This window comes from Ruminococcus difficilis, assembly GCF_016680995.1.
In genome coordinates, this window is sequence record NZ_JAEQMG010000052.1 from 1 (window position 1) to 11759 (window position 11759).

Genomic DNA, 11759 nt, shown 5'->3' on the forward strand with positions numbered 1-11759 from the left:
GGGGTTATATTTATGAAGTTAACAGGCGCGGAAATCATCTGCGAATGTCTGCTCGAGCACGGCGTAGACACCGTGTTCGGCTATCCCGGCGGCGCGGCTCTCAATACATACGACGCGCTTTACAAATACAGCGACAAAATCCGTCACATCCTGACCGCCCACGAACAGGGCGCTTCTCACGCGGCTGACGGCTATGCCCGTTCAACCGGCAAAACCGGCGTTGTGCTCACCACCTCGGGTCCAGGCGCGACCAATATCGTAACGGGTCTTGCCACCGCGAATATCGACTCTATCCCGATGGTTGCCATCACCGCCAACGTCAACACCGACCAGCTCGGCCGCGACAGCTTTCAGGAGGTAGACATCGTCAACATCGTTAAGCCCATCACCAAGGCGAGCTTCCTTGTCGAGCGCGTAGAGGATCTTGCGCCCACTATCCGCAAGGCGTTTTCGCTTGCCAACCACGGCAGAAAGGGTCCGGTTCTTCTCGACGTTCCCAAGAACCTCACCGCCCAGACCACCGATTACGAGCCTCAGGAGCCTGAGCTTCCCGAGCTTATTCAGATAAAAAATCCCGAGAGCATCCGCAGGATCCAGAAGCTTATCGCAAACGCCAAGCGCCCGATGATCTACGCCGGCGGCGGTATTCTCAGCGCGGACGCCTGCGACGAGTTCGTAGCCTTTGCCGAGCTGATCGACGCTCCCGTTTGCTGTTCGCTCATGGCTCTCGGCGCGATTCCCGCGTCTCACCGCCTCTGCGTCGGCAACATCGGCATGCACGGCGGCTACGAAACCGGAATGGTCACCGCCGAGTGCGACCTCATGATCTCCTGCGGCGCGCGTTTTTCTGACCGCGTTGCCGGCGACAGAGAGAAGTTCGGCGAGCAGGCTAAGATCGTTCAGCTCGAAATCGACGAGCGCGAGATCAATAAAAACGTCCATGTTGACGAGTACGTCCTCGGCGACCTCAAGGCGAGCCTCACAGCTCTCGCGGCAGGAATGGATCAGCTTGAGCACTCCGAATGGCTTGAGCAGATCGAGGTCTGGAAGCACCACTTCGACGACGTGGAGCTTTATAACGACGAATACCCTCAGCCTCAGGATATCATCAACGCGGTGAACAGGCTCAAGGCAGACAGCGACATCATCGCGACCGACGTGGGTCAGCACCAGATGTGGGTTGCCCAGTTCGCGAAAATCGAGAATCAGCGCACTCTGCTCACCTCGGGCGGAATGGGTACGATGGGCTTCGGCATGGGCGCGTCGATCGGAGCTCAGATAGCCAACCCCGACAAGCGCGTGTTCCTCTTTACCGGCGACGGCAGCTTCCACATGAACCTCAACGAGCTTGTCACCCTCAAGTCCTACAATCTGCCCGTGATCGTGCTGATTATGAACAACTCCGTTCTCGGCATGGTTCGTCAGTGGCAGAAGCTCTTTTACGGCAGCCGCTTCTCGCAGACCGACCCTCACAGAGCCACCGACTTTGTTAAGCTCGCGGAGGCGTTCGGCGTTACCGGCATGCGCGTGACCTGCGACGCCGAGATAGAGCCTGCTATCCGCAAGGCTATGGAGCTCAACGGTCCCGTCGTTATCGACTGCGTGATCAGTCCCGACGATAACGTCCTCCCGATGATCCCTCCGGGAAAGACGATCAACGAGATCGTTACCGAGATGTAGTGCCGTAGATCAGTAATTTAAAATATTAAAGCCTCCCGGACAGATGGGAGGCTTTTGCTTATTTTGCGAGGATTTCCTCGAGCAGGCTGCCTGCGTCGTAACATAAATCCGCGCAGGTAAGTCTTGTTTTTATACGCGCCGCGAGAAGCTCCTTGCAAACGAGGGAACCGTTCTTTTCGCGGAAGCGGTCTGCAAACTCACGGAAGGTGCGGTTTGCTTCCATGCGGTTTTTGCCCTTGGCAAGACCGATCACCATGTTTGCGCCGGTAACGGTTCCGCAGGTTTCGCGCAGACCTGCCATGCCCGAACCAAAGCCGGCGGCGATCGTCAGAGCCGTTTCGCGTTCCATGCCGTAGTCCTCGCAGAAAGCCAGCAGCACCGCCTGTGCGCAGTTGCAGCCGTTTTGAAAATTGTTTTTTGCGATTTCGCCTTTCGTCATATTCATCACCGACTTCATTTTAGCACAAAAGACCTCGCTTGTCCATATTGACAACGCGATTTCAACGCGCTAAAATATAATAAAAAAGCACTGAGGAGTGATGAAATTGGCAACTGTAGAGGAGCTGCAAAAGGTTATTGACGAAAGCAAAAGCATAGTGTTTTTCGGCGGCGCGGGAGTGAGCACCGAGAGCGGAATCCCCGATTTCCGCAGCGTCGACGGACTGTACAACCAGAAGTACGACTATCCGCCCGAGGAGATTCTCAGCCACACCTTCTTTATGAAAAAGACAGAGGAGTTTTACCGCTTTTACCGCGACAAAATGCTCTGTCTTGACAAGAAGCCCAACAAGGCTCACCTAAAGCTCGCTGAGCTTGAAAGGGCAGGCAAGCTCTCAGCCGTCGTCACCCAGAATATCGACGGGCTGCATCAGGCGGCAGGCAGCAGGCGCGTTTACGAGCTTCACGGAAGCGTGCTGCGCAACTACTGCCGCAACTGCCGCAAGTTCTATTCGGCGGAGTTCATCAAAAATTCCGAGTGCATTCCGCGCTGTGAGTGCGGCGGAGTGATCAAGCCCGACGTTGTGCTCTACGAGGAAGGCTTAAACGACAGTGTGGTTACGGGCGCGCTGAACGCCATTCAGACCGCCGACACGCTGATCATCGCCGGAACAAGCCTGACGGTTTATCCTGCCGCGGGATTCATTCGCTATTTCAGAGGAAACACAATCGTTCTGATAAACCGCGACGCTACTCCCTTTGACTCCCATGCCGACTTGGTTTTCCACGACAAGGTCGGAGAGATTCTGGGTCAGCTGAAAGTTTAGGAATAGAGTTAAGAGCGGAGAGTTGAGAGTTGAGTGAACGGCGGGCGCTGCCCGCACCCGATTTATATTGTATTCACTACACTTTCCACTCTAAACTCTCCACACTGAAAAAAGCTCCCGTCGGGAGCTTTTTTGCGTTTAAATAGTGCCGAAGATTCTGTCGCCGGCGTCGCCGAGACCCGGGCAGATGTAGGCGTTTTCGTTGAGCTGGCGGTCAAGACAGCCGACGTAGAGCTGAATGTCGGGGTGAGCCTTCATCAGCGCGCTTACTCCCTCGGGAGCCGCGATGATCGACATGAACTTTATCTTTTTGCCGCCGTGCTGCTTTATCATCGTTACCGTGTCAACAGCCGAGTCGCCTGTCGCGAGCATCGGGTCGACTACGACGATCTGGCGTTCCTCAATGCTGTCGGGCAGCTTGCAGTAATACTCGTGAGGCTGATGGGTTTCGGGGTCGCGGTAAAGACCGATGTGGCCCACCTTTGCGGAGGGTACGAGCGCGAGAATGCCGTTTACCATGCCAAGTCCTGCGCGGAGGATCGGAACTACCGCGAGCTTTTTGCCGTCGATAACGGGCTGGATCGTGGTTTCGATCGGGGTCTTGACCTCGACGTCCGTGGTGGGCAGGTCGGCGAGAGCCTCGTAGCCCATGAGCATCGCGATTTCCTCGATGATTTTGCGGAACTCGTTCGTGCCTGTGGTCTCCCTGCGGATAAGGGTGATTTTGTGCTTGATAAGAGGGTGCGTCATATACGATACTGACATAATCAAAACTCCTTCAAAAATTCCGTTATTTTTTCAAACTGCATGGAGTGCGACGCCTTTACGAGCACCGTGTCGCCGCTTTTGAGCAGCTGCGGCAGCTCTGCGCAGATCGCCTCTATGCCGGCATACCATAATCCGTCCGCGCCTTTTGCCAGCTCCTTTGCGAGCGGTCCGACGCTGAGCACGAGGTCAACGCCCTTGTCCTTGGCGTATTTGCCCGTGCTGTAGTGGAGGGCAAGCTCCTCGCTGCCAAGCTCCTTCATGTCGCCGAGAATGGCGACCTTTCTTCCCGTCAGGTTGACGAGAGTGTCGATCGACGCCTGAACCGAGGTGGGGTTCGCGTTGTAGCAGTCGTCGATGATCTTGAGCCTTGCGGTGTTGATAACGTTGGCGCGGCTGCCTACGGTCTTGAACGCCTCAACGCCGCGGATTATCTCGTCGTCGGTCATGCCGAGCAGATTGCCCACAGCCGCCGCAGCGAGCGCGTTTGATACCATGTAGGTGCCGATCGCCGGAATGACCACGTGCAGCCTTTTGCCGTCAAAGCAGAGGTCGCAGCTTACGCCGCCCTCGCCGTTGTTTTCTATGTTTTCCGCGTGATACGGATTCTTTTCGCTTATTCCGAAGAACACGGGCTTTTTGCCGTTTACCTCGGTCACGGTAACGAGCTTGTCGTCGTCGCCGTTTAAGATATATTCGGCGTTATCGCGTGCGGACTTGAACATCTCGGTTTTAGCCTTGAGAACGCCGTCGCGGTCGCCGAGGTTTTCGAGGTGGCAGCAGCCGATGATCGTCAGCACGCAGAAGGTGGGCTGAACCATCTCGGTCAGCCTTGTCATCTCGCCGAAGCCAGAAATGCCCATCTCGATAACCGCAGCCTCTGCGTCCTCGGGCATCGAGAGCAGGGTCAGCGGCACGCCTAATTCGTTGTTGAGGTTGCCCTGAGTTTTGTGGGTCTTGAATTTCTGCGAGAGAACGGCGTAGAGCATTTCCTTTGTGGAGGTCTTGCCCACGCTGCCCGACACGCCCACTATCGGGATGTCGAATTTCTCGCGGTACGCCTTGCCGATTTTCTTTACCGCGTCGAGAGTTGACGGAACGAGGATATACGGCTTTTCGGCGTTTTCGGGAGCCTTTTCGCAGATCGCGCAGACCGCGCCGCTCTCGTAGCATTTATTGATGAAATCGTGGCCGTCGACTCGTCCTCCCTTTATCGCGAGGAAAAGCGAGCCGTCCTTAATCATGCGGCTGTCGCGCTCAACGGAGGTGATGACAGCGGACTTCATTTCGTCGCTGCCGACGTATGTACCGCCGCAGGCAGCGGCGATTTCCTGTAGAGTAAAAGGCTTCATGGTTCCACCTTATTTCTTGTATTTATCCATCGAAATGTTGATGATCTGCTCGCAGAGGTCGGCGTAGGAGATACCCTCGACCTTTGCTTCCTGAGGAAGAAGGCTGGTGGGCGTCATGCCGGGCAGGGTGTTCGCCTCAAGGCAGTAAGCCTTGCCGTCCGCGGTGAGGATAAAGTCGACTCTCGCGTAGCTCTCGAGGTGAAGCGCGTTGTAGGTCGCGACGGCAGCCTCTCTGAGAGTTTTGTCCTCGTCGGCGGTGATGTCGGCAGGACAAACGTCGCGCGCTGTGCCTGCCTGATATTTTGTTTTGTAGTCGTAGAAGCCTTCGTTTGGAATGATCTCGATCGGAGGAAGCGCCTTGCCGCCGAGCAGACCGACAGAGAACTCTCTGCCCGTGATATACTCCTCAACGACGATCTCATCCTCGCCGTAGCTGAACGCCTCGGCGACGGATTCCTTGTACTCGTCTGCGTTCTGAGCGATGGTGATGCCGACGCTCGAGCCGCCCGAGCAGGGCTTTACAACGCAGGGGAACTTATCCCAAGCCTTTGCGTCGTCGGCAGACTTGTAGATCTCGCCCATGGGGGTGAGGATATGCTTCTGAATGAGCACGCTCTTTGTGATGCCCTTGTTCATCGCGAGGGCGGAGCCGAGGTACGGCGAGCCGGTGTACTTGAGACCGAGCAAATCGAGAGTAGCCTGAATCTGACCGTTTTCGCCTGCGCCGCCGTGAAGCGCGAGGAAGATGATGTCGGCATAGCTGCAGATGTCGATCACGTTTTCGCCGAGGTAGCGGTTTGATTTGTCGCGTCTTTCCTCTTTAAGCTCGTCGATATCGGAAATCGTTTCGCCGACCTTGATTGAGTCGGTGAAGCTGTAGTTTTGCTTGAACAGCGCGTAAACGTCGCAGATGTCGCGCTCATAACCCTTGAATACGTCGAGCAGCACTACCTCGTGACCCTTTTCTCTGAGAGCCGCCGCAACCAAAATACCCGATGAAATAGACACGTCGCGTTCGGTGCTTGTGCCGCCTGCCAGAACGACTATTCTCATAAAATATCCCTCCGAAGGTTTGTTTGTAAAGTTATTCAACCTTTATTATAATATTTTTAAAAATTTAAATCAAGTGCTTTTTTGAGAGCACACTTTAAAGGCTCCCCTTGAGGGGAGCTGTCGCCCAAAGGCGACTGAAGGGTGGTGGACAAAGGCGGATTCGTTTCCTTACTATCGGAATTTGATAAAGTATCATCTTCCGAACCCACCCTTCCGACTCGGCTTAATCGCCGAGCCACCTCCCCTTAAGGGGAGGCTTTGTGAGGAGAATCAATCTTCTCTGTACTTAACCGGTTCGGTTTCGTAAACGTTGTTGCCCTCGCTGTCTATCGCGACTATGCACGGGAAGTCCTCGACCGTGTAGCGCCTTACCGCTTCGGTGCCCAAGTCCTCGTAGCAGAGAAGCTCTTCCTTTTTGATGCTCTTTGCGATCAGCGCGGCAGCTCCGCCTATCGCGACGAGGTATACGCATTTGTTGCGGACTATCGCGTCGATAACGTCCCTGTTTCTCGCGCCCTTGCCGATCATGCCCTTTAATCCGAGGTCGAGCAGCGACGGCGCGTATTTGTCCATGCGGTAGCTCGATGTGGGTCCTGCGGGTCCTACAGCGTAGCCGGGCTTTGCAGGCGCGGGTCCTACGTAGTAGATAAGCTCGCCCTTTATGTCTACGGGCAGCGGCTCGCCCTTTTCGATAAGCTCATACAGGCGCTTGTGTGCGGCGTCGCGTCCTGTGAGAATGGTTCCCGTCAGCAGCACGCTGTCGCCTGCGTGTAAATCCGCTATTGCCTCTTCTGTGATCGGAAGTGTAATCCTTTTGGTCATATTTTTCTCCTTTATTTCAGAGCTTTTTTGAGAGTGGAGAGTTAAGAGTTGAGAGTGGAGTGAATGGCGGGCTCTGCCCACACCCGATTTATATTGATTGAGGAAACGTTTTGTTTGAAAAATCAAGCCAATACTTATTCAGTCGGGCACCGATTTATCCGAAAAGCCGCTCTTTCCGTGCGACATTCACTTAACTCTCAACTCTCCGCTCTTAACTCTTAAATTTCAACGCTTGCGTGGCGCGCCGCGTGGCAGCAGATGTTTACCGCAACGGGCATTCCGGCGATGTGGGTCGGCGAGGTTTCTATATTAACGCCGAGAGCGGTTGTGCTGCCGCCGAGTCCCGCGGGTCCGAAGCCCATCTTGTTTATCTCGCCGAGCAGCTCATCCTCCAGAGCGGCGTATCTCGGATCGGGGTTTGAGGTGTCTATCGCGCGGAAGGTCGCCTTTTTCGCGAGCTGAGCCGCGCGTTCAAAGGTGCCGCCTATTCCCACGCCGACAACTATCGGAGGACACGGGTTCGGTCCTGCCTTGAATACGGTGTCGAGAATAAACTGCTTTACGCCCTCAACGCCGTAGGACGGGGTGAGCATTTTTATCGCGGACATGTTCTCGCTGCCGAAGCCCTTGCCGCCTGCTGTGATGCGTATCTTGTCGCCCCTGACGATCTTGGTGTGGATAATAGCCGGCGTGTTGTCCTTGGTGTTGACGCGGTCGAAAACAGGGTCGCTTACAACGCTCTTGCGCAGGTAGCCGTCGCGGTACGCCTGACGCACGCCCTCTGTGACAGCCTCGTCAAAATCTCCGTCGACGCAGACCTTGTCGCCGTACTCGACAAAGAGCACAGCCATGCCGGTATCCTGACAGAGCGGAATTTCCTCCTCGGCGGCAATGCGGTCGTTCTCGATTATCTGCGAGAGAACGCTTTTGCCAACGGGCGATTTCTCGTTATCGCGGGCTTTGCTGAGCGCGCAGAGAATGTCGCTGCCGATAAAGTAGTTGCAGTCCGTAAAAAGCTTTTTCACAGCCGAGGTGATCTCTTCGGCGGAAATCGCGCGGAATTCCATAGTATCAATCCTTTCGGTATATATAGCCTATACTATTATAAATTATTTTTGAAACTATTTCAATACTGATAAATTTATGATATAATAACTGTGAGTATACATATTTCTGTCACATTTATGTGATATAAAGATGGCAGAACCCAAAACTGCGAAAAGGAGAACGTTAATATGCCTAAAATATTAGTTGTTGACGACGAATACCGCATTCGTCAGATTATCAGAAAATACGCCGAGTTTGAGGGCTACGAGGTTGCCGAGGCGGTAGACGGTATGCAGGCGATAGAGGTCTGCCGCAAAAACAAATACGACCTCATTATCATGGACGTTATGATGCCCGAGCTCGACGGTTTTTCAGCCTGCCGCGAGATACGCAAATTCTGTTCGTCGCCTATCATCATGCTCTCTGCGCGCGGCGAGGAATACGACAAGATCCACGGCTTTGAGCTCGGCTCGGACGACTACGTCGTAAAGCCCTTCTCGCCCAAGGAGCTTATGATGCGCGTCGCGGCGGTCATCAAGCGTTCGGGCGGCGGCGCCGAGGAGCAGAAGCGCGACGTTTACACCTTCAAGGGACTTGTCATCGACTTCTCGGCGCGAATCGTCACCGTCGACGGCGCACGCGTTGAAATGACGCCAAAGGAATACGAGCTGCTGTTTTACATGGTGCGCAACAAGGGTCTTGCGCTCACACGCGAGAGCCTGATAAGCGAGGTCTGGGGTTACGACTTCTTCGGCGACGAGCGCACCCTCGACACCCACATCAAGCTGCTTCGCAAAAGCCTCGGCGCGTACAGCAAGTGCATTGTGACTCTGAGAGGAGTTGGCTACCGCTTTGAAGAGGTTGTTTAAACGGCGTCCTGCCACGCTTCACTTCAAGCTGCTGGCGTACTTTCTGCTATTCGGCGCGATAATCCTTGTGCTGCTGTGGGTGTTCCAGAGCTTTTTGCTGAAGCCCTACTACACCACCAAAAAGTCAAAGAGCGTTCAGCAGAGCGCCGAGAGGATAGTAAAGGCTATTGAGCAGAACAAGAACATCTGGACGACTATCGACAACGTTGCAAGCTACAATTCGCTGACCGTCAGCGTTTACGGCACCGAGTCGGTGCTGGGCTTTGCCTCGCCGATTTACGAGATAAACTACGACAATCCCGTCGCAAGACTCAGCGTCGAGACCCACGAGATCAATTCCTACTACCTCCTCGCAAGGCAAAACGGCGGCACCTACATGACGGTGGACTCAAACTCCGTCGCCGATATCGCGCGGCAGAAAATCGAGAACCTGCGCAACGCGTTTTCGGGAGCGTCCGGCGACAGCGCAGCGCCCGAGGTGCACTACAAGTCGAGCACTACCGACAACGTTGAAAACATGGTCTACGCCGCCATAGCCGCAAAGCCCGACGGCGAGGAGATGTTCCTGCTCGTCACCTCGTCGATAACGCCGCTGAGCAACACCCTCGACATTATCCAGGGTCAGCTTTTGTGGGTATCTATCGCGTACATCATTCTTTCGGTCATCTTCTCGCTCTTTGCGAGCATGCGTATCGCGCGGCCTATCTCCAAGACCAACAGCGCCGCCAAGGAGCTTGCGAAAAAGAACTACGAGGTCGACTTCAACGCGCGCGGTTATCTCGAGGTAGAGGAGCTTAACGGCACCCTCAACTACGCCAAAACCGAGCTTGCCGCAACCGAAAAGCTGCAGCGCGAGCTGATTGCGAACATCTCGCACGATCTGCGCACTCCGCTTACGATGATAACGGGCTACGGCGAGGTCATGCGCGACCTGCCCGGCGAGAACACGCCCGAAAATATTCAGATAATTATCGACGAGGCAACGCGCCTTTCGACCCTCGTCAACGACCTTCTCGACCTCTCAAAGCTGCAGTCGGGCGCATTGCAGGCTGAGAAAAAGGAATTCTGCCTTACCGACAGCATCCGCGAGATTTTCAGCCGCTACTCAAAGCTCGTTGAACAGGACGGCTACAACATCATCTTCGAGGCAAAGGAGAACGTCTACATCAACGCCGACGAGCTGCGTATCTCGCAGGTTGTATATAATCTTGTGAACAACGCGGTCAACCACGTCGGCGAGGACAAGACCGTCATCGTCACCCAGACCGTAAGCAAGGGCAAGGCGCTGATAGAGGTGACCGACCACGGCGAGGGCATTCCCGCCGACAAGCTCGAGTACATCTGGGAGCGCTACTACAAGGTCGACAAGGAGCACAGGCGCGGCGTGATAGGTTCGGGCTTGGGACTCTCTATCGTAAAGAGCATTCTCGACGCCCACAACGCGCGCTACGGCGTAAGGTCTGCCCTCGGCAAGGGCAGCACGTTCTGGTTCGAGATCAAAATCGAAAGAACGGAAAAAGCCTCCCTTGGTAATGGAGGTGGCACGGCGTTTGCGCCGTGACGGAGGATTTACACGGCAGGTGTTATCCGCACTTGGAGAACATCTCCCGATAAAACACAGCGTTTGTTAATAACAACAAAATCGGCGGTTACGGACAGCGCGGTGCATAAATCCTCAGTCAGCTGCGCTGACAGCTTCTTTACTAAAGGAGCCTTTAAATCAAAAAATCAGGACGGTTCGTTTGAGCCGTCCTGTTGATTTATACGTTTAATTTTCAATCGAGTAAAACCGCTTTGCGTTTTCGGCGGTGATGTCGAGCACCTGCTGCGCCGTCATATCTCTGAGCTGAGCGATTTTTTCAGCGGCAAAGATTATCATCGAGCTGTCGCAGCGCTTTCCGCGAAACGGCACCGGCGCCATGTACGGCGCGTCGGTTTCGAGCAGCAGCCTGTCGAGCGGTATCTCCGACGCGACCTCAACGCTGTGACGCGCGTTTTTGAACGTGACAACGCCGCCTAAGCTGATGTACATCCCCATGCGCACCGCCTCTCTCATCAGCTCGACGCTGCCCGAAAAGCAGTGGACAAGAGCGTTCGGGCGGTACCTGCGCAGCAGGTCGAATACGTCGCCGTGAGCCTCTCTGTCGTGAACGATTATCGGCATTTTGAGGTCGAGCGAAAGCTTTAGCTGTTCCTCAAACACGCGCTTTTGCAGCTCGCGCGGAATATCCCAGTGGTAGTCAAGACCCGTTTCGCCTACAGCCACCACCTTCGGGTGTTTTGTCAGCTCCGCGATCTGATCGAGGTAATCGCCGGGCAGGTTCTCGAGGTTCTCGGGGTGCACCCCGACAGCCGCGTACATGAAGCCGTACTTCTCCGCCATTGCGATAACGCGCTTTGCGTTTTCGATATCGACGGAGTTGTTCACAACGCCGCACACTCCCTTTTCGGGAAGCGAGCCGAGCAGCGCGTCTCTGTCCTCGTCGAACCAGCCGTCGTCGTAATGTGCGTGCGAGTCGAAGATATTGTTCATAGTATTTATTCGGTGGTTAGTAGTTGGCAGTTGGCAGTATGCGTCAGCTTAGATCGAACTCCCGGCCAACTGCCTACTGCCCAACTACCTGCTAACAACTTTCTCTCCTTAACATATTTTCGCGCCTGCGGGCATACCGTCTATTGTGAGCACCTGAAGCTTCTCGTCCTTGCCCTCGCCCTCAACGGCGGAGAGGATCATTCCGTGGCTTTCAACGCCGCAGAGCTTTACGGGCTTGAGGTTCGATACGAACAAAATCTTTTTGCCTACCAGCTCCTCGGGCTGATAGAACATCGCGATGCCGCTCACGATGGTGCGCTCGTCGGCTCCGTCAAAGATAGTGAACTTGAGCAGCTTTTTGGACTTCTTCACC

General features: G+C 54.9%; 11 protein-coding genes and 1 pseudogene. 4 read left to right on the plus strand and 8 right to left on the minus strand.

The features are described from left to right. The first annotated feature begins 12 nt into the window (after positions 1–12). Positions 13–1680 (plus strand): biosynthetic-type acetolactate synthase large subunit, encoded by a 1668-nt coding sequence (gene ilvB / locus JKK62_RS06860; RefSeq protein WP_201427275.1) that lies wholly within the window; start codon positions 13–15, stop codon positions 1678–1680. A gap of 58 nt (positions 1681–1738) precedes the next feature. Here ilvB and JKK62_RS06865 read toward each other — a convergent pair whose 3' ends face one another. Beyond that, positions 1739–2119 carry a C-GCAxxG-C-C family protein gene (locus JKK62_RS06865; RefSeq protein ID WP_201427276.1) on the minus strand — a complete coding sequence of 127 codons (381 nt, stop codon included), beginning with the start codon at positions 2117–2119 and terminating at the stop codon, positions 1739–1741. A gap of 106 nt (positions 2120–2225) precedes the next feature. Here JKK62_RS06865 and JKK62_RS06870 point away from each other — a divergent pair, with 106 nt between their 5' ends. Then, complete coding sequence (locus tag JKK62_RS06870) at positions 2226–2945, plus strand: NAD-dependent protein deacylase (RefSeq protein WP_436286301.1); 720 nt, start codon at positions 2226–2228, stop codon at positions 2943–2945. A 138-nt stretch (positions 2946–3083) separates the two neighbouring features. Here the strand turns inward: JKK62_RS06870 and upp are convergent, their stop codons facing one another. The 5 genes from upp to JKK62_RS06895 form a co-directional block, all read right to left on the minus strand. Next, positions 3084–3710 (minus strand): uracil phosphoribosyltransferase, encoded by a 627-nt coding sequence (gene upp / locus JKK62_RS06875; RefSeq protein WP_201427278.1) that lies wholly within the window; start codon positions 3708–3710, stop codon positions 3084–3086. A 2-nt stretch (positions 3711–3712) separates the two neighbouring features. Further along, a complete protein-coding gene (locus JKK62_RS06880; RefSeq protein ID WP_201427279.1) occupies positions 3713–5062 on the minus strand; it encodes a UDP-N-acetylmuramoyl-tripeptide--D-alanyl-D-alanine ligase in 1350 nt (449 codons plus the stop codon). Positions 5063–5071: 9 nt separating this feature from the next. Continuing rightward, positions 5072–6115, minus strand: a complete 1044-nt coding sequence (locus tag JKK62_RS06885; RefSeq protein WP_201427280.1) for a D-alanine--D-alanine ligase family protein — start codon at positions 6113–6115, stop codon at positions 5072–5074. Positions 6116–6385: 270 nt separating this feature from the next. After that, a complete protein-coding gene (locus JKK62_RS06890; protein ID WP_330054479.1) occupies positions 6386–7018 on the minus strand; it encodes a Fe-S-containing hydro-lyase in 633 nt (210 codons plus the stop codon). A 137-nt stretch (positions 7019–7155) separates the two neighbouring features. Next, positions 7156–8004: a fumarate hydratase gene (locus JKK62_RS06895; protein WP_201427282.1), complete on the minus strand. Its 849-nt coding sequence runs from the start codon at positions 8002–8004 to the stop codon at positions 7156–7158. Between the two features lie 168 nt (positions 8005–8172). On the opposite strand from JKK62_RS06895, the gene JKK62_RS06900 reads away from it, so the two are divergent. Continuing rightward, on the plus strand, positions 8173–8853 hold the full coding sequence (locus tag JKK62_RS06900) for a response regulator transcription factor (protein ID WP_201427283.1): 681 nt from the start codon (positions 8173–8175) through the stop codon (positions 8851–8853). After that, positions 8837–10414, plus strand: coding sequence for a sensor histidine kinase (locus JKK62_RS06905; RefSeq protein WP_243411780.1), 1578 nt, complete (start codon positions 8837–8839; stop codon positions 10412–10414). Before JKK62_RS06900 ends, JKK62_RS06905 begins: the two co-directional genes overlap by 17 nt. Before the next feature lie 207 nt (positions 10415–10621). Here the strand turns inward: JKK62_RS06905 and JKK62_RS06910 are convergent, their stop codons facing one another. Both JKK62_RS06910 and JKK62_RS06915 read right to left on the minus strand, forming a co-directional pair. Beyond that, positions 10622–11386 (minus strand): TatD family hydrolase, encoded by a 765-nt coding sequence (locus JKK62_RS06910; RefSeq protein ID WP_201427284.1) that lies wholly within the window; start codon positions 11384–11386, stop codon positions 10622–10624. A gap of 108 nt (positions 11387–11494) precedes the next feature. Beyond that, positions 11495–11759, minus strand: a pseudogene (locus JKK62_RS06915) (methionine--tRNA ligase); the annotation flags it as partial.